We start from the raw sequence: 17,018 nt of genomic DNA on the forward strand, positions 1-17,018 counted from the left end.
GTCCGGCGTTTGAAGTGAAAGCGTCAGCTGATGGCTGTGGGTTCCGGTTCCGGCGTCTGGGCCGGGGTGGCCGCGTGGGCGTCCGGTTCGCCGAACCATGCCACCGCTACCGCGCCCGCCACGGCCAGCAGGAAGCCGAGGACGGCCATCCACGCGAAGCCCTCGCGGGAGGTGTCGCCGAGCCAGAGGACGCCGATGATGCCGGGCAGGACGGTCTCGCCGACCACCAGGGCGGCCGTGGCGCCGTTGACCGAGCCGATCTGCAGCGCGACGGTGTGGAGGTACATGCCGACGCCGCCGGCTATCAGGATGGCGTAGAGGGCGGGGTCCGCGATCAGGGCGCCCAGGTCGAACGGGTCGATGCCGTCGAGGATGCGCACGCCCACGCCGATGGCACCGAAGCCGAGGCCGGAGAGCAGGCCGGCGAGGATCGCGGCGCGCGAGCCGAGGAAGTGGACGGCGATCCAGCCGCCGCCCATCAGCACCACGGAGATGATCAGCAGCCACCAGTGGGTGGACCGGGCGGCGTCGCCGTTGCCCTCGTGGCCGGCGGCGGTCGCCAGCAGCACCAGGGCCGAGCAGACCACGCCGATCGACAGCCACTCCTTACGGTTCAGCCGTATGCCCAGCAGTTTGATGCTCAGCAGGGCGGTGACGATGAGGTTGGCGCTGATGACGGTCTGGGAGAGGAAGAGCGGCAGCATCCGGGCGGCGAGCGCACCGAGCGCGAAGCCCACGAAGTCCAGGACCGTGCCGACCATGAACTCCCAGGTCACCGCCGCCTTCGCGGTGGACGACAGGCTCGGGCCGCCGTGCTGGGTGGTGCCCGTGCCGGGGGCCGCCGCGGCCTCCCTGCGGGCCGATTTGCGCGACCCGACGGCTTGCAGGACCGAACCTGTGCCGTAACACGCCGAGGCCGCGACAGCCGTGACAAGGCCGATGATCACCGATAGCTCCGTTCGCCTGAATGCCCGTCGTGCTTTTGAAGCAGACGTATGAAGCAGACGTACTTTTCGGCGTCGAAGTTGCCTTGAGTCAAGAATTGGTCAAGAGCCGCTGCTCCCGCTCGTTACGTCAGCGCATCAAAGGTAGCGCGGTCAGCTCGGCGATCACCCAGGTCAGCGGAGCGAGCACGGCCAGCAGCACCAGGCTGCGCACGGCCGCGGCGCCGCGCAGCAGCGAGGCGGGAACGCCGAGGCGGTGCAGGGCCGAGGCGGTGTCGGAGCGCAGCTGCCGGGCGTCCAGGGCGGCCGTGATCGCCGTCGCCGTCACGCAGGCCATCACCACCGCCGCGCCCAGCCCGGTCAGCGGCCCGAACGGCCGCGGCCCCGAGCGCTCCCAGGCCGCGCCGTACAGCTCGACGGCGGCCAGCGCTCCGGAGGCGACCGCGCACAGCACCCCGAGCGGGCGGCCGATCCGCGTCGCCGCGTCCTGCAGCATCCGCCCGGCCAGCAGGCGCGTCGCCCCGGGCCGCCCGGAGGACAGCAGCACCCCGCACCAGTGGGTGAGCCCGGGGCCGGCCAGGACGAGGCCCAGGGAGGCGAGGAGCCAGCCGCCGAGGAGGCCGGGGGAGGCGCCGCCCTCCTGGCCGGGCAGGGCCAGCAGCGAGTTCGGGGCGGGGGCCGGGCCGTGCCCGACGTAGGCCTCGAGCGCGAGGCCGCAGGCGATGATCGCCACACCCCAGGGCAGCCCCGCGTAGGAGGGCCGAGGAGCCCGCGCCGTGGTGGGCGCCGCCTCGCCGTCGGCGGTGGCCTCCGGCGCGCCTCCGGCGCGCTCCTTGCGCGGGCGCAGTGCGATGGCGCACGCGCCCGCCGACAGCGCCGGGAGCAGCCCCAGCAGCGTCAGCGCGGCTCCCCAGGGCAGGGCCGCCCGCCCGTCCAGGAGCCCGGACGCGGCGCCGCTCAGCGGGGTGAGGCCGAGGTTTCCGCGCAGCTCGAGGTAGACCAGCAGGGCGGCGGCGCTGCCCAGCGTGCAGGCGATGGCCGTGGACGTGGCGGCGAGGACCGACAGGCGCACCGGGCCGAGGCCGATGGCGTCGAGGCCGTCGCGGGGCCGGGTGGCGGGGTCGTTGCGGGCGACGGCGAGCGCGAACTGCACGACGGCGGCGAGCGGCGCGGCGCACCACAGCAGGCGCACGAGCGACTCCTGCGTGGCCTTCGGGTGCGCCACCGCGTATCCGAGGCTGCACAGCAACAGGAAGCCGACCCCGGCCGCGGCGAGGGCCACCAGCAGCCGCCGCAGCAGGACGAGCGGGTGCGCGCCGCGCGCTAGGCGGAGACTGAGCACGCGGCCCTGCCCTCCCCCTCGGACGCGTCGGGAGCCGGGATGGCGCCGCCCCGGCGGCCGTCGACGAGCGTGACCGTACGGTCGGCGAGGGCGGTGCTCTCCTCGTCGAGGGTGGCCAGGACGACGGTGATCTGGTGCGAGCGGGCGGCCGTGGTGAGGGTGCGCAGCACCTGGGCGCGGTCGGCCTGGTGCAGCGGCGCGGTCGGCTCGTCGGCGAAGACGACGGTGGGGTCGGCGGCCAGGGCGCGGGCGATGGCGACGCGTTGGCGCTGGGCCTGGGTCAGCGCGCCGGGCCGTTTGCGGGCGCAGTCGCCGACGTCCAGGCGTTCGAGCCATTCGGTGGCGGTCCGCTTGGCCTCGCGGTGGATGGTGCCGCGGACCAGCAGCGGCAGGGCGGCGTTCTCCCAGCCCGTCAGCTCCGGGACCAGGTGAGGCCGGGAGTCGATCCAGCCGAACCGTTCCCGCCGCAGGCGCTCGCGCGCGCCGCGGGAGAGGGTGTGCACGGGGGCGCTGTTGAACCACACCTCGCCGGGGTCCGCCAGGAGCTGGCCCGAGAGGCATTTGAGGAGAGTGGTCTTCCCGGACCCGCGGGGCCCGGTCACGGCGAGGATCTCGCCCTCGCGGACACCGATGGACACACCGGTCAGGGCCGGTGAACCGCTGTAGGAGTAGTGCAGGCCGCGTGCCCAGAGCACGTCGTTGTCCGGCGGGGCCACCATATCGAGCACCTCGGGTCGCTGAGAGGGTTCGTTCCCCTGTCCGGGTGAACGAACCGGAGGCCATTGGGTCACTGGCACCGTACGGAACCGGGATCCTAGCCCCCGTCCAGGCTCGGCGCTGGAGCGCCCCACTTTCCTCCCATCGGGCTCATATTCCGAGGTTTCGAGCCCGCATTTCCGGGATTCGGGGAACGTGCCGTGGCCCACGGCGCGCGGGGGAGCGGTGCGCGCACGTGGGCCACGGCGTGAGGACGGGCCGCGAGATGGCTGGGGGGTGCCCGTCGGGTGGTGGTGAGAGGGGTCAGATCCTGGTCCAGGCCTCCGTGAGGACCCCGCGCACGATCTGCTCGATCTCGTCGAACGTCGACTGGTCGGAGATCAGCGGCGGCGACAGCTGGATGACCGGGTCGCCGCGGTCGTCGGCCCGGCAGTACAGCCCGTTCTCGAACAGCTTCTTGGACACGAAGCCGTAGAGCAGCCGCTCGCACTCCTCCGGCGTGAACGACTCCTTGGTTGCCTTGTCCTTCACCAGCTCGATGCCGTAGAAGAAGCCGTTGCCGCGCACGTCGCCGACGATCGGCAGGTCGTGCAGCTTCGCCAGGGTGGCGTGGAAGGCGGACTCGTTGTCCAGCACGTGCTGGTTGAGGCCCTCGCGCTCGAAGATGTCGAGGTTGGCGAGCGCGACGGCGGCCGAGACGGGGTGCCCGCCGAAGGTGTAGCCGTGCAGGAAGGTGTTGTTCCCCTTGAAGAACGGCTCGGCGATGCGGTCGGAGATCACGGCCGCGCCGATGGGGGAGTAGCCCGAGGTCATGCCCTTGGCGCAGGTGATGATGTCCGGGACGTAGCCGAACTTGTCGCAGGCGAACATCGTGCCGAGGCGGCCGAAGGCGCAGATGACCTCGTCCGAGACGAGCAGCACGTCGTACGTGTCGCAGATCTCGCGCACCCGCTGGAAGTAGCCGGGCGGCGGCGGGAAGCAGCCGCCGGCGTTCTGGACGGGCTCGAGGAAGACGGCGGCGACGGTGTCGGGGCCCTCGAAGAGGATCTGCTGCTCGATCTGGTCGGCGGCCCAGCGGCCGAAGGCCTCCGGGTCGTCGCCGTGGACGGGCGCGCGGTAGATGTTGGTGTTGGGCACCTTGTGCGCGCCGGGGACCAGCGGCTCGAAGGGGGCCTTGAGGGCCGGCAGACCGGTGATGGCCAGGGCGCCCTGGGGGGTGCCGTGGTAGGCGACGGCCCGCGATATGACCTTGTACTTGCCGTGGTTGCCGGTGAGCTTGTGGTACTGCTTCGCCAGCTTCCAGGCGGTCTCGACGGCCTCGCCGCCGCCGGTGGTGAAGAAGACCTTGTTCAGGTCGCCCGGGGCGTAGTGGGCCAGCCGCTCGGCGAGCTCGACGGCCTTGGGGTGGGCGTAGCTCCACACCGGGAAGAAGGCCAGCTCCTGCGCCTGCTTGTTGGCCGCCTCGGCGAGCTCCGCACGGCCGTGGCCGGCCTGGACCACGAACAGCCCGGCGAGGCCGTCGAGGTAGCGCTTGCCCCGGTCGTCGAAGATGTAGGTGCCCTCGCCGCGCACGATGGTGGGCACGGGGGCGTTCTCGTACGAGGACATGCGGGTGAAGTGCATCCACAGGTGGTCGTACGCGGTTCGGGAGAGGTCCTTGCTCACGGCTATCGGGTTCCCCAGGTGTAGGTCTGCTTGCGGAGCTTGAGGTAGACGAAGCTCTCCGTCGAGCGCACGCCCGGCAGGGTGCGGATGCGCTTGTTGATCGTTTCGAGGAGATGGTCGTCGTCCTCGCAGACGATCTCGATCAGGAGATCGAAGGAGCCCGCGGTGACGACCACGTACTCCACCTCGTCCATCGCGGTCAGGGCGTCGGCGACGGGGTCGAGGTCGCCCTCGACGTTGACGCCGACCATCGCCTGCCGCCGGAAGCCCACGGTGAGCGGGTCGGTGACGGCGACGATCTGCATGACGCCCTGGTCGAGCAGCTTCTGCACGCGCTGCCGGACCGCCGCCTCGGACAGTCCGACGGCCTTGCCGATCGCCGCATAGGGGCGGCGTCCGTCCTCCTGGAGCTGCTCGATGATCGCCAGGGAGACGGCATCGATCGGCTGCGCGCTGTTCACGCTCTTGGGATCTGCGCTACGAGTGGCCACGAGGCCACTGTGCATGAGGACTCGGCGGTGTGGCAAGCATTGAGCGATGAAATTCGTTGTGGATCAGCTGCGAAATAACTGATTCCGTTGTTCATGGGGATCGGGTATGTCGAAAGCGCGGCCTCAAAGATTAGGCTGGGCGTCTCAGACAATGGACGTCCGAACAGAAGGGGTGGCACAACGTGACCACCGAGCTGCGCCGCCTGCGTAACTACATCGCCGGGGAGTTCCGGGACGCCGCCGACGGGCGGACCACCGAGGTCGTCAATCCGGCCACTGGCGAGGCGTACGCGACCGCCCCGCTGTCCGGAGCCGCCGACGTCGACGCGGCCATGGCCGCCGCCGAGGCCGCCTTCCCGGCCTGGCGCGACCTGGTGCCCGCCGAGCGCCAGAAGGTGCTCCTCAAGATCGCCGACGCCTTCGAGGCGCGCGCCGAGGAGCTGGTCGCCGCCGAGTCGGAGAACACCGGCAAGCCGCTGGCCCTCACCAGCAGCGAAGAGGTCCCGCCGATGGTGGACCAGATCCGCTTCTTCGCGGGTGCCGCCCGGATGCTCGAGGGCCGCTCCGCCGGCGAGTACATGGAGGGCATGACCTCCATCATCCGGCGCGAGCCCGTCGGCGTCTGCGCCCAGGTCGCCCCCTGGAACTACCCGATGATGATGGCCGTGTGGAAGTTCGCCCCGGCGCTCGCCGCGGGCAACACCGTCGTCCTCAAGCCCTCCGACACCACCCCCGCCTCCACGGTCCTCATCGCCGAGATCGTCGGCGGCGTGCTCGAGGAGCTGGGCCACCCCAAGGGCGTCTTCAACGTCGTCTGCGGCGACCGCGACACCGGCCGCCTGATGGTCGAGCACTCCGTGCCCGCGATGGCCTCCATCACCGGCTCCGTACGGGCCGGCATGTCGGTCGCCGAGTCCGCCTCCAAGGACCTCAAGCGCGTCCACCTGGAGCTCGGCGGCAAGGCGCCCGTCGTCGTCTTCGAGGACGCCGACATCGCCAAGGCCGTCGAGGAGATCGCGGTCGCCGGCTACTTCAACGCCGGCCAGGACTGTACGGCCGCCACCCGCGTCCTGGTCCACGAGTCCGTCCACGACGACTTCGTCACCGCCCTCGCCAAGGCCGCGGCCGACACCAAGACCGGACAGCCGGACGACGAGGACGTGCTCTACGGCCCGCTGAACAACGCCAACCAGCTCCAGCAGGTGACCGGCTTCATCGAGCGGCTCCCCGCCCACGCCAAGGTCGAGGCCGGCGGCCACCGCGTCGGCGAGAAGGGCTACTTCTACGCCCCGACCGTCGTCTCCGGGCTGAAGCAGGACGACGAGATCGTCCAGCACGAGGTCTTCGGCCCCGTCATCACCGTCCAGTCCTTCACGGACGAGGAGCAGGCCGTCGCCTACGCCAACGGCGTCGAGTACGCCCTGGCCTCCTCGGTGTGGACCAAGGACCACGGCCGCGCCATGCGGATGTCCAAGGCGCTCGACTTCGGCTGCGTGTGGATCAACACCCACATCCCGCTCGTCGCCGAGATGCCCCACGGCGGCTTCAAGAAGTCCGGCTACGGCAAGGACCTCTCGGCCTACGGCTTCGAGGACTACACCCGCATCAAGCACGTGATGACCTCGCTGGGCTGAGCACGTGATGACCTCGCCGGGCTGATCCCGGCGCCCTCGCGCACGCGTGTACGTTCCGTACGCGCGTGCGCGTATCATCGACGCCCGGCCGAACGGCCGGTACCGCCGTGGCCCGTACCGCCGTGCCCGTACCGCCCTGCCCCGCCGTCGCCGGAATGCGAGTAAAGCCCGTGAAGCCCCTCTCCCGCCGAACCGTGCTGCGCGCGCTGGGCGCCGGCGCCGGGGCCTCGGCCCTCGCCGGCTGCGGGGTGCCGGCCGCCTACGTCGCGCCGGGCGACCGGGCCGCGTCCGACCTCTCCGAGCGCGACAAGCGGCTCGTCTTCGCCAACTGGCCGCTCTACATCGACGCGGACGAGGACGACCCGGAGAAGCGGCCGACGCTCGACGAGTTCGAGAAGACCAGCGGCGTCTCGGTGAAGTACACCGAGGAGATCAACGACAACGACGAGTTCTTCGGCAAGATCAGCCCGGCGCTGATGAACCACAAGGAGACCGGCCGGGACATCGTCGTGGTCAGCGACTGGATGGCCTCGCGCTACGTCCGGCTCGGCTGGGTCCAGGAGATGGACCGCGCCGCCCAGCCCCATGTGGCCCGCAACCTCGACCCGCTGCTGCGCAAGCCGCACTTCGACCCCGGCCGGCTGCACACCGTCCCCTGGCAGTCCGGCATCACCGGCATCGCCTACAACCGCAGGAAGCTCGGCCGCGAGATCCGGCGCACCTCCGAGCTGTGGCACGACGACCTGCGCGGCCGCGTCACCCTGCTGTCCGGCATGGACGAGGCGTTCTCCCTGCTCATGCAGGGCAACGGCGCCGACGTCACCCGCTGGACCGCCGACGACTTCCACCGCATGACCGACCAGCTGCGCCGCCTCGTCGCCAAGCGGCACATCCGCCGCTTCACCGGCAACGACTACCTCAAGGACCTCTCCTCCGGCGACGTCCTGGCCTGCCAGGCCTACTCCGGCGACATCATCCAGCTGCAGGCCGACAACCCGGACATCGAGTTCGTCGTCCCCGAGGAGGGCGCCGAGCTGTGGGCGGAGAGCCTGATGATCCCCAACCTCGCCCGCCACAAGCGCAGCGCCGAGCGGCTGATCGACTACTACTACCGGCCCGACGTCGCCGCGCGCCTGGCGGCGGCGGTCAACTACGTCTGCCCGGTGCCGGCCGCCCGTGACGTCCTGGCCTCGTCCAAGGACAAGGAGCTCGCCGAGCTGGCCGCGAACCCGCTGGTCTTCCCCAGCGAGGACATGCGCCGGCGGCTGGCCACCGCCCGCGACATGACCGCCAAGGAGCGCCCCGGCTTCGCCAAGGAGTGGAACGAGATCGTCGGTCTGTGAGCCGGGCCGTGAGCCGGGCTGCGACCCGGCTGTGACCCGTCCGGCTCAGGCCGGCGCGTGCAGCAGGGACCGCAGCGTGCCGATGCGGTTGGTGGTGATCGAGTCGACGCCCGCGCCCAGCAGCCGCCGCATGGTGCGGCGGGTGTCGGCGGTCCAGGCGGAGACCAGCAGCCCGGCGGCGTGGTCGCGGGCGACCAGCTCCGGGGTGACGAGCCCGAAGCGGTAGTTGAGCCAGCGCGGGCGCACCTCGGCGAGCAGCGCCGGGCGGGGCGGCGCGAGCGTCGTCCAGGTCAGCGCGATCTCCGCGTCCCGGTCGGCGCGGCGCACGGCGAGCATGGACGCCGGGCCGCCACAGTAGTACACGTGCCCGGCCGCCCCGCCCGCGTGCACCTCGGCGACGGTGGCCGCCGCGGCGGACGGGTCGGGCAGGTCGACGAACAGCCGTCCCGAGGAGGCCGACAGGGCCCCGGCGACCCCGGAGAGGGTCTCCGCGAGCGTCGGCACCCGGCCGCCCGTCAGGTCCCGCAGCTGCGGGACCGTCAGCGCGGCCAGGGCCCGTTCGTGACGCCACAGCCGCTCGAGCGTCGCGTCGTGCAGCAGCACGGGCACGCCGTCGCGGGTCAGCCGGACGTCGATCTCCACCGCCCCGGCACCCGCCTGGAGCGCCGAGTGGATCGAGGGCAGGGTGTTCTCGCGGTGCACATAGGGGTCGCCGCGGTGGGCGACGGCGGTGACGGCGGCGAACGCGGTGTCCGTGGGGGCCATGGGCACCATTGTGGCGGGGGAGTCCGGTCAGCCGCGCCAGGCGGCGGTGTACGCGTCGATCTCGGCGGTCAGCGCGGCCTTGCCCGCCGCGTCCATGAACGACGCCTCCACCGCGTTCCTGGCGAGCGCGGCCACGCCGTGCGCGTCCAGCTCCAGCAGGCGGGCGGCCACCGCGTACTCGGTGTTGAGGTCCGTACCGAACATGGGCGGGTCGTCGCTGTTGATCGTCACCAGCACGCCCGCCGCGACCATCTCCTTGATGGGGTGCCGCTCCAGATCGGTGACGGCCCGGGTGGCGAGGTTGGAGGTGGGGCAGACCTCGAGCGGGATGCGGTGCTCGGCCAGGTGGGCCAGCAGCTTGGGGTCCTGCGTGGCGCTGGTGCCGTGACCGATGCGCTCGGCGCGCAGATGGGTCAGGGCGTCCCAGATCGTCTGCGGGCCGGTGGTCTCGCCCGCGTGCGGGACGCTGCGCAGCCCGGCGGCGATCGCCCGGTCGAAGTAGGGCTTGAACTGCGGCCGGGGCACCCCGATCTCGGGGCCGCCGAGGCCGAAGGAGACCAGGCCCTCCGGCTTCAGGTCGCAGGCGATGCGGGTGGTCTCCTCGGCGGCCTCGAGACCGGCCTCGCCCGGGATGTCGAAGCACCAGCGCAGCGTTACGCCCAGCTCCGACTCCGCCGCCTTGCGGGCGTCCTCGATGGCCTCGACGAAGGCGGCGTCCGGGATGCCGCGCTTGGTGGAGCTGAAGGGGGTGACGGTCAGCTCGGCGTAGCGGATGTTCTGGCGGGCCATGTCACGGGCGACCTCGTAGGTCAGCAGCCGGACGTCCTCGGCGTCGCGGATCAGGTCGACGACGGAGAGGTAGACCTCGATGAAGTGGGCGAAGTCGCGGAAGGTGAAGAAGTCGGCGAGCGCCTCGGGGTCGGTGGGCACCGGCGAGTCCGGGTGCCGGGCGGCCAGTTCGGCGACGATGCGCGGGGAGGCGGAGCCCACGTGGTGCACATGCAGCTCCGCCTTGGGGAGCCCTGCGATGAACGAGTCGAGTACGGACATGCGGGCCTCCATGGCTGCTGGGTGGCTGGTGCACCGATCATCGTATGCGCGGGGGGTATCGGCTCCGTGCTCAGGCCTTAGCATGACGGAGTACCGACTGGGGAGGGCCATGTCCGAGAAGGACAACGCGCAGCCGGAGCCGCAGCACATCGATCCCTGGGCGCCGCCGGAGCGACGGGCACCACACGAGGTGCCCGCGCACCCCGCCATGGCCGTGCCGCCGGGGCCGGGCGTCCCGGGATACTCCGGCCCCGCCGGACCGCCGTTCCCGCCCGCGGGCGCCGCGGGCCCCGGGGTGCCGCAGCAGGGTGGAGTGCCGCCGGTGCCCCCGGCCCCGACGGGCCCGGGCACCCCGAGCGACTACCGCGCACCGTACGCCCCGGCCGCCGCCTACCCGCAGCCCTTTCCGCAGCAGCCGCAGTACCCCTACCCGCCGCCCGGCCCCTACGGCCAGGCCCCCTACGGTCAGCCGCTCCACGGGCAGACCGGCTACGCCGTGGGCGCCCCCGGCTATCCGGGCGGCCCCGTACCGGGCTACGGGCAGGACTGGCCGGGCCCCGCGGCGGCGCCCAACAACGGGCTCGGACTCGCCGCGATGGTCCTCGGCATCCTCGGCGTGGTCTTCGCGGTCAGCATGGTGCTCGGAGTCGTCTTCGGCGTGCTCGCGGTCGTCTTCGGCGTGATCGGGCGGGGCAAGGCCAAGCGCGGGGAGGCGAACAACGCCGGCCAGGCCCTGGCGGGCATCATCCTGGGTGGAGTGGCGCTCGTGCTGTCCGCGCTGATGATCGCGCTCGTCATCGTCACCCCGGTCGACACCGGCGGGCGCGACGACGAGCCCGACGCCAACTCCACCTACGACGTCTACCTCGCCGAGCCGGCCGCGCCCGCTCCCTGGCCGGTTTCCGCCAGGCGCTGACGGGCCTCCATCAGCGCGAAGCCCAGCAGGTTCAGCCCGCGCCAGCGGGCCGGGTCCTGGGCGGCTTCGTCGTCGGCGGCCAGCCCGATGCCCCATATCCGGTCCAGGGGGCTGGCCTCCACCAGCACCCTGTCGCCCGTGCCGAGCAGGTAGGCGCACAGCTCGGGGTCCTGGGCGAACTTGTGCACGCTGCCCTCGACCACCAGGTCGAAGCGGTGCCGGCGCCAGAGCTCGTCGTCGAAGCCGCGCACGGAACGCCCGGCGTCCTTGGCCTGCTTGGGGTGCGTGGCGGCGATCGCGCGGGCCTCCGCCTCGGCGTCGCCGAAGAGCCGCGCCTTGCCCGCCATCATCCAGTGCTCGGCCGTGGCGTAGACGGTCCCGTCGACCGAGAACGGCGACGGCCACCACTGGCTGAAGCAGCTCGCTCCGACGCCGCCGCCGCCGCGGGGCGGTTGGTGGCCCCAGAAGTACACGTACTTCAGCCGCTCGCCGCGGGCCGCGGCGGCCGTCAGCTCCGCCACCGAGCGCGGCCCGTCCGCCGGGCCGGCGGACCGCGCCTGCGCCGTCGCCGCGGCCTTCGTCTCCGTCGTCTCCGTGGTGTCCATGAGATCTCCTCCCCCGGGATGCAACTGACCGCCATTGTGCGCCAGGCCACTGACAGCACCCCCGGCGCCCCCGCACCGCCGGCCCTCGGCCCTGGCGCCCCCGAGCACCGATTCCGTCGCCCAGTCAAAAAGTGGCGACGGAATCCCTTGTTGCGAGCCGACGGCTCTGCCAGGATCGGCAACCATTCCGGTTGGAGCAACACCCGGCCTGGCCCCGCGCGCGCACGCGCGCGGTGGGCGAAGGAGTGTGCGCGATGGGACGACGGCACGGCCCGTACCGCAGCACGCGTGGCCGTATGTCACTGTTATCTGCTCTCATCTCCCCCGAGCCCCCTGGATCCAGACCCATGACGGCAACCGCCACGACCCGCGGCAGCGGCACCGACGTCCGCCTGACCGGCATCAGCAAGACCTACGGCGCCTTCACCGCCGTGCACCCGCTCGACCTCTCCGTGCCCGCGGGGTCCTTCTTCGCCCTGCTCGGCGCCTCCGGCTGCGGCAAGACCACCACCCTGCGCATGATCGCCGGTCTCGAGGAACCCACCACCGGCACCGTCGAGCTCGCCGGCAAGAACGTCACCGCCCTGCCCCCGTACAAGCGGCCCGTCAACACCGTCTTCCAGAGCTACGCGCTCTTCCCGCACCTCGACATCTACGAGAACGTCGCCTTCGGCCTGCGCCGCCGGGGCGTGAAGTCCGTCAAGAAGCAGGTCGAGGAGATGCTCGAGCTCGTCCAGCTCGGCGACCTCGCCCGCCGCCGGCCCCAGCAGCTCTCCGGCGGCCAGCAGCAGCGCGTCGCCGTCGCCCGCGCGCTCATCAACCACCCCGACGTGCTGCTCCTCGACGAGCCGCTCGGCGCCCTCGACCTCAAGCTGCGCCGCCAGATGCAGCTCGAGCTCAAGCGCATCCAGACCGAGGTCGGCATCACCTTCATCCACGTCACCCACGACCAGGAGGAGGCCATGACCATGGCCGACACGGTCGCGGTCATGAACGCCGGCCGGGTCGAGCAGCTCGGCGCCCCCGCCGACCTCTACGAGACCCCCCGCACCACCTTCGTCGCCAACTTCCTCGGCACCTCCAACCTCATCACCGCCGACGTCCTGGGCACCGCGGGTGACGCCATCCTTCTGCGCGCCGGTGATACCAAACTCGGCCTTCCGGCGACACGATGTACAGCCCCCGCCCGGACGGGCGAGAAACTCCTGATCGGCATACGCCCGGAGAAGATCACCCTCACCCACGCCGACGACGCCGGCACCATCGCCGACGGCCGCAACCGCGTGACCGGCCGCATCGCCCAGTCCAGCTTCACCGGCGTCTCCACCCAGTACCTCGTCGACAGCTCCGTGGCCACCGGTCTGTCCGTCTACGAGCAGAACATCGAGCGCGACACCCGCCTGGTCCCCGGTGCCGAGGTCGTCCTGCACTGGAACCCGGGCCACAGCTTCGGCCTGGACGCCGCGCAGAACGTCGAGGCGGGCACGGACGTGGAAGCCGAGGGCGCCGGATGAGCACCTTCACCGCCACCGACCAGCCTCCCGCACCCACGGCCCCGGCCGCCCGCCGCAAGCGGCGCGTCCCCTACTGGCTCCTGCTCCCCGGCATCCTCTGGCTGCTGGTCTTCTTCGCCGCTCCGCTCGTCTACCAGGCGTCCACGTCCGTACAGACCGGCTCGCTCGAGGACGGCTTCCGCGTCACCTGGCACTTCGCCACCTACTGGGACGCGCTGAGCGAGTACTACCCGCAGTTCCTGCGCTCGGTCGCCTACGGCGCGACCGCCACCGCCCTGTGCCTCGTCCTGGGCTATCCGCTCGCCTATCTCATCGCGTTCCGGGCCGGCCGCTGGTGCAACCTCCTGATGGTCCTGGTCATCGCGCCGTTCTTCACCAGCTTCCTCATCCGCACCCTCGCGTGGAAGACGATCCTGTCCGACGGCGGACCCGTCGTCTCCACCCTCGGCTCGCTGCACATCCTCGGCCTCACCGACGCCCTGGGCGTCACCGAGGGCCACCGGGTGCTCGCCACCCCGCTCTCCGTCGTCTGCGGACTGACCTACAACTTCCTGCCGTTCATGATCCTGCCGCTCTACACGTCGCTCGAACGCATCGACGGGCGGCTGCACGAAGCCGCCCGCGACCTCTACGCGCGGCCGCTGACCGTCTTCCGCAAGGTGACCTTCCCGCTGTCCATGCCGGGCGTCGTGGCCGGCACGCTGCTGACCTTCATCCCCGCCACCGGCGACTACATCAACGCCGAGCTGCTCGGATCCACCGACCAGAAGATGATCGGCAACGTCATCCAGTCCCAGTTCCTGCGCGTCCTGGACTACCCGACCGCCGCCGCCCTGTCCTTCATCCTGATGGCCGCCATCCTCGTCATGGTCACCGTCTACATCCGCAAGTCCGGGACGGAGGACGTGGTCTGATGAACCCCCTGACCCGCGCCGCGCGCGTGCTGCGCCGCAACCTCGTGGTGATCGCCGGGCTGGGCACCCTCGGCTTTCTGCTGCTGCCCAACGTCATCGTGACGGTCTTCTCGTTCAACAAGCCCAACGGCCGCTTCAACTACGAGTGGCAGCGCTTCTCCACCGACGCCTGGACCGACCCGTGCGGCGTCGCCGACCTGTGCGGCTCCCTCTCGCTCAGCCTGCGCATCGCCCTGTGGGCCACCGTCGGCTCGACCGTCCTGGGCACGATGATCGCCTTCGCGCTCGCCCGCTACCGCTTCCGGGCCCGCTCCTCGGTCAGCACGCTGATCTTCCTGCCGATGGCCATGCCCGAGGTCGTCATGGCCGCCTCGCTGGCCACGCTCTTCCTCAACACGGGCGTCTCCTTCGGCTTCTGGACCATCCTCATCGCCCACATCACGTTCTGCCTCAGCTTCGTGGTGACCGCCGTCAAGGCGCGCGTGATGAGCATGGACCCCCGCCTCGAACAGGCCGCCCAGGACCTCTACGCCACCCCGCTGCAGACCTTCCGCAAGGTGACCCTGCCCATCGCGGCCCCCGGCATCGCCGCCGGCGCGCTGCTGTCCTTCGCGCTGTCCTTCGACGACTTCATCATCACCAACTTCAACTCGGGATCGACCGTGACCTTCCCCATGTACGTCTGGGGATCCGCGCAGCGGGGCACGCCCGTGCAGATCAATGTCATCGGAACGGCGATGTTCGCCATCGCCGTGCTGTGCGTCCTCGTCGCCCAACTGGCCGGGAGACGCCGAAAAAGGAGCTGAGAACCATGGCCGCCAGTGGCTTACAGCGCTCTTCGGCGGGACACGCCGCACCCCCGCCGTCCAAGCACTCTCCGACGCCGTCCCCCGCCCCTTCTGGCTCGACGACCCCGCCCGGCCCGAGGCGCTCCCGGCCCTCGTCGGCGACGAGTACTGCGACCTGCTCGTCGTCGGCGGCGGCTACTCCGGCCTCTGGACGGCCCTGCGCGCCAAGGAGCGCGACCCCGGCCGGGACGTGGTCCTCATCGAGGGCCAGGAGACTGGCTGGGCCGCCTCCGGCCGCAACGGCGGCTTCTGCGCCGCCTCCCTGACCCACGGCTGGGCCAACGGCCACACCCGCTGGCCCGCCGAGCTCACCGCCCTCGAGGAGCTCGGCCACCGCAACCTCGACGGCATCGAGGCCACCCTCGCCCGGTACGGCATCGACTGCGACTTCGAGCGCACCGGCGAGATCGACGTCGCCACCGCCCCCCACCAGGTCAACGAGCTCAAGGAGGCCGCCGAGGAGGCCCAGGCCCTCGGCGTCGGCGGCCACGTGTTCCTCGACCGCGACGCCGTGCGCGCCGAGGTCGACTCCCCGACCTTCCTCGCGGGCCTGTGGAACCGCACCGGCGTGGCCATGCTGCACCCCGCCAAGCTCGCCTGGGGCCTCAGGCGCGCCTGCCTCGAGGCGGGCGTCCGCGTCTACGAGCACACGCCCGGCACCGAACTCTCCTCGCGCCGCGCCGGGGTGGCCGTCCGCACCCCCTACGGCCGGGTCTTCGCCCGGCACGTCGCGCTCGGCACCAACGCCTTCCCCTCGCTGGTCAAGCGGCTGCGCCCGTACGTCGCGCCCGTCTACGACTACGCCCTGATGACCGAGCCGCTCACCGAGGAGCAGCGGGCCGCCGTCGGCTGGCGGCGCCGGCAGGGGCTGAGCGACAGCGCCAACCACTTCCACTACTTCCGGCTGACCGCCGACCACCGCGTCCTGTGGGGCGGCTACGACATCGTCTACCGCTACGGCGGCGGTGTGCGGGCCGAGTACGACCACCACCCGGCCACCTACCGGCGGCTCGCCGGGCACTTCTTCCGTTGCTTCCCCCAGCTCGAGGGCGTGCGGTTCACCCATACGTGGGGCGGCGCCATCGACACCTGCTCGCGCTTCTCGGCCTTCTTCGGCACCGCGCACGGCGGCCGCGTGGCCTACGCGCTGGGCTTCACCGGGCTCGGCGTGGGGGCGACCCGCTTCGGCGCGGACGTCATGCTCGACCTGCTCGACGGCGAGCGCACCGAGCGCACGGAGCTGGAGATGGTCCGCAGCAGGCCGCTGCCGTTCCCGCCCGAGCCGGTGCGGTCGGTGGGCATCGGCATCACCCAGTGGGCCATGACCCGCGCGGACGCCAACGGCGGCCGCCGGAACCTGTGGCTGAGGGTCATGGACAAGGCCGGCCTGGGCTTCGACAGCTGACCCGGAAGCGGGCCGCCGCGCACAGCAGCGGGACCGACAGGCACCAGGCCCCGGCCACGTCCAGCGGCCAGTGGTAGCCGCGCAGCACCAGCCCGGCGCCGACGGCGGCGTTGAGCAGCGCGCAGGCGCCCAGCCACCACCGGGAACGGGTGAGCAGCAGCACCGCGGCTCCGTAGGCGACGGCCGCCGTGGCCGCGTGGCCCGAGGGGAAGAACCCGTCATGCGCCCCCGGCGTCATGGCGGGTGGCCCCGGCCGGGCGATCCACGTCTTGAGCGGGACGACGAGCGCGGGTACGGCCGCCATCGCGAGGGCGGCGGCCAGCGGCGGCGCCCACCGCCGGTGGCGTACCGCCGCGACGGCGATCGCCGCGCCGAGGACCGGCAGGGCCACGGTCGTGTTCCCGAGGTCGGCGAGGAGTTCGGCGAGGGCCCGGGGAGCGGTGCCCACGGCCGCGCGGCCCAGGCGTTCGTCGAGGCCGCGCAGCGGCCCGTGGGCGGCGACCTGCCAGGCGACGAGGGCGAACAGCGCGGTGCACAGCGCCGGAAGGGCGATCGCCGCGCGAAACCCGGGAAATCCGGTGGACGGGGTCGGCGGCCCCGGAACAGGGGGGGAGGTTCCGAGGCCGCCGTGCCGGCCGGTGTGCCGCGCGCCCCGGGGGGTCTGGGGCGGGCGGCCGTCCGATCGGTGAGGATTTCCGGAGCCAGTGGCTCCGGTGGTGTGCGCGAAGGCACGGCCGGTCCGGCACTGGGGAAGTACCGGCGCGGCGTCACCCGCAGTCCCCTGCGGGCGGGGTGTTGCGTTCATTCGAGGAAACCGTACGGCAGGTAAGACGACTCCGATAGTCGGATCACCCGTCCGCCACCC

Annotated in this window: 16 protein-coding genes; 7 read left to right on the forward strand and 9 right to left on the reverse strand. The window is 72.0% G+C overall.

The annotated features are described in order from the left end of the window. Positions 1-23: 23 nt before the first annotated feature. From J1792_RS21705 to J1792_RS21725, 5 genes are all read right to left on the reverse strand, one after another. Positions 24-947 (reverse strand): DMT family transporter, encoded by a 924-nt coding sequence (locus J1792_RS21705; RefSeq protein ID WP_207248012.1) that lies wholly within the window; start codon positions 945-947, stop codon positions 24-26. A 127-nt stretch (positions 948-1,074) separates the two neighbouring features. After that, positions 1,075-2,286, reverse strand: coding sequence for a hypothetical protein (locus J1792_RS21710; protein WP_086568445.1), 1,212 nt, complete (start codon positions 2,284-2,286; stop codon positions 1,075-1,077). Beyond that, on the reverse strand, positions 2,268-3,005 hold the full coding sequence (locus J1792_RS21715; RefSeq protein WP_086568443.1) for an ABC transporter ATP-binding protein: 738 nt from the start codon (positions 3,003-3,005) through the stop codon (positions 2,268-2,270). Before J1792_RS21715 ends, J1792_RS21710 begins: the two co-directional genes overlap by 19 nt. A gap of 301 nt (positions 3,006-3,306) precedes the next feature. Continuing rightward, on the reverse strand, positions 3,307-4,686 hold the full coding sequence (locus tag J1792_RS21720) for an aspartate aminotransferase family protein (RefSeq protein WP_086568441.1): 1,380 nt from the start codon (positions 4,684-4,686) through the stop codon (positions 3,307-3,309). Continuing rightward, positions 4,671-5,174: an Lrp/AsnC family transcriptional regulator gene (locus J1792_RS21725; RefSeq protein ID WP_086568439.1), complete on the reverse strand. Its 504-nt coding sequence runs from the start codon at positions 5,172-5,174 to the stop codon at positions 4,671-4,673. Before J1792_RS21725 ends, J1792_RS21720 begins: the two co-directional genes overlap by 16 nt. 167 nt (positions 5,175-5,341) lie before the next feature. Here J1792_RS21725 and J1792_RS21730 point away from each other — a divergent pair, with 167 nt between their 5' ends. After that, positions 5,342-6,793, forward strand: coding sequence for a gamma-aminobutyraldehyde dehydrogenase (locus J1792_RS21730; protein WP_086568438.1), 1,452 nt, complete (start codon positions 5,342-5,344; stop codon positions 6,791-6,793). A 155-nt stretch (positions 6,794-6,948) separates the two neighbouring features. After that, positions 6,949-8,136, forward strand: a complete 1,188-nt coding sequence (locus J1792_RS21735) for a polyamine ABC transporter substrate-binding protein (RefSeq protein WP_086568453.1) — start codon at positions 6,949-6,951, stop codon at positions 8,134-8,136. Between the two features lie 45 nt (positions 8,137-8,181). On the opposite strand, the gene J1792_RS21740 is transcribed toward J1792_RS21735, so the two are convergent. Together J1792_RS21740 and J1792_RS21745 are read right to left on the reverse strand one after the other, a co-directional pair. After that, on the reverse strand, positions 8,182-8,901 hold the full coding sequence (locus tag J1792_RS21740; protein WP_086568452.1) for a glycerophosphodiester phosphodiesterase: 720 nt from the start codon (positions 8,899-8,901) through the stop codon (positions 8,182-8,184). 27 nt (positions 8,902-8,928) lie between these two features. Continuing rightward, complete coding sequence (locus J1792_RS21745; RefSeq protein ID WP_086568450.1) at positions 8,929-9,951, reverse strand: adenosine deaminase; 1,023 nt, start codon at positions 9,949-9,951, stop codon at positions 8,929-8,931. A 109-nt stretch (positions 9,952-10,060) separates the two neighbouring features. Between J1792_RS21745 and J1792_RS21750 the strand changes: the two genes are divergently transcribed. Then, complete coding sequence (locus J1792_RS21750) at positions 10,061-10,867, forward strand: DUF4190 domain-containing protein (protein ID WP_207248013.1); 807 nt, start codon at positions 10,061-10,063, stop codon at positions 10,865-10,867. Here J1792_RS21750 and ybiA read toward each other — a convergent pair. Further along, positions 10,813-11,472 (reverse strand): riboflavin biosynthesis intermediates N-glycosidase, encoded by a 660-nt coding sequence (ybiA, locus tag J1792_RS21755; RefSeq protein ID WP_207248014.1) that lies wholly within the window; start codon positions 11,470-11,472, stop codon positions 10,813-10,815. The two genes, J1792_RS21750 and ybiA, sit on opposite strands and share 55 nt — an antisense overlap. A gap of 347 nt (positions 11,473-11,819) precedes the next feature. On the opposite strand from ybiA, the gene J1792_RS21760 reads away from it, so the two are divergent. Genes J1792_RS21760 through J1792_RS21775 form a run of 4 tightly spaced genes read left to right on the forward strand, consistent with a single transcriptional unit; the run spans position 11,820 to position 16,153 of the window. Then, on the forward strand, positions 11,820-12,986 hold the full coding sequence (locus J1792_RS21760) for an ABC transporter ATP-binding protein (RefSeq protein WP_207248015.1): 1,167 nt from the start codon (positions 11,820-11,822) through the stop codon (positions 12,984-12,986). Continuing rightward, positions 12,983-13,900 (forward strand): ABC transporter permease, encoded by a 918-nt coding sequence (locus tag J1792_RS21765; protein WP_207248016.1) that lies wholly within the window; start codon positions 12,983-12,985, stop codon positions 13,898-13,900. Before J1792_RS21760 ends, J1792_RS21765 begins: the two co-directional genes overlap by 4 nt. Then, positions 13,900-14,706: an ABC transporter permease gene (locus tag J1792_RS21770; protein WP_086568432.1), complete on the forward strand. Its 807-nt coding sequence runs from the start codon at positions 13,900-13,902 to the stop codon at positions 14,704-14,706. The genes J1792_RS21765 and J1792_RS21770 overlap by 1 nt, the downstream gene beginning before the upstream one ends. Then, complete coding sequence (locus tag J1792_RS21775) at positions 14,621-16,153, forward strand: NAD(P)/FAD-dependent oxidoreductase (RefSeq protein WP_207248017.1); 1,533 nt, start codon at positions 14,621-14,623, stop codon at positions 16,151-16,153. The genes J1792_RS21770 and J1792_RS21775 overlap by 86 nt, the downstream gene beginning before the upstream one ends. Here J1792_RS21775 and J1792_RS21780 read toward each other — a convergent pair. Beyond that, positions 16,119-16,958 (reverse strand): phosphatase PAP2 family protein, encoded by an 840-nt coding sequence (locus tag J1792_RS21780; protein ID WP_207248018.1) that lies wholly within the window; start codon positions 16,956-16,958, stop codon positions 16,119-16,121. The genes J1792_RS21775 and J1792_RS21780 overlap by 35 nt on opposite strands. Positions 16,959-17,018 lie beyond the last annotated feature (60 nt).

The organism is Streptomyces triculaminicus, from assembly GCF_017349075.1.
Lineage (GTDB): Bacteria > Actinomycetota > Actinomycetes > Streptomycetales > Streptomycetaceae > Streptomyces > Streptomyces triculaminicus.

What these genes read in the sequence shown, in the direction of transcription:
- J1792_RS21715 (WP_086568443.1), bottom strand. Translation starts at nt 3,005, where the DNA reads ATGGTGGCCCCGCCGGACAACGACGTGCTCTGGGCACGCGGCCTGCAC.
- J1792_RS21725 (WP_086568439.1), bottom strand. Translation starts at nt 5,174, where the DNA reads ATGCACAGTGGCCTCGTGGCCACTCGTAGCGCAGATCCCAAGAGCGTG.
- J1792_RS21735 (WP_086568453.1), top strand. Translation starts at nt 6,949, where the DNA reads ATGCGAGTAAAGCCCGTGAAGCCCCTCTCCCGCCGAACCGTGCTGCGC.
- J1792_RS21740 (WP_086568452.1), bottom strand. Translation starts at nt 8,901, where the DNA reads ATGGCCCCCACGGACACCGCGTTCGCCGCCGTCACCGCCGTCGCCCAC.
- J1792_RS21745 (WP_086568450.1), bottom strand. Translation starts at nt 9,951, where the DNA reads ATGTCCGTACTCGACTCGTTCATCGCAGGGCTCCCCAAGGCGGAGCTG.
- J1792_RS21750 (WP_207248013.1), top strand. Translation starts at nt 10,061, where the DNA reads ATGTCCGAGAAGGACAACGCGCAGCCGGAGCCGCAGCACATCGATCCC.
- ybiA (WP_207248014.1), bottom strand. Translation starts at nt 11,472, where the DNA reads ATGGACACCACGGAGACGACGGAGACGAAGGCCGCGGCGACGGCGCAG.
- J1792_RS21760 (WP_207248015.1), top strand. Translation starts at nt 11,820, where the DNA reads ATGACGGCAACCGCCACGACCCGCGGCAGCGGCACCGACGTCCGCCTG.
- J1792_RS21765 (WP_207248016.1), top strand. Translation starts at nt 12,983, where the DNA reads ATGAGCACCTTCACCGCCACCGACCAGCCTCCCGCACCCACGGCCCCG.
- J1792_RS21770 (WP_086568432.1), top strand. Translation starts at nt 13,900, where the DNA reads ATGAACCCCCTGACCCGCGCCGCGCGCGTGCTGCGCCGCAACCTCGTG.
- J1792_RS21775 (WP_207248017.1), top strand. Translation starts at nt 14,621, where the DNA reads ATGTCATCGGAACGGCGATGTTCGCCATCGCCGTGCTGTGCGTCCTCG.
- J1792_RS21780 (WP_207248018.1), bottom strand. Translation starts at nt 16,958, where the DNA reads ATGAACGCAACACCCCGCCCGCAGGGGACTGCGGGTGACGCCGCGCCG.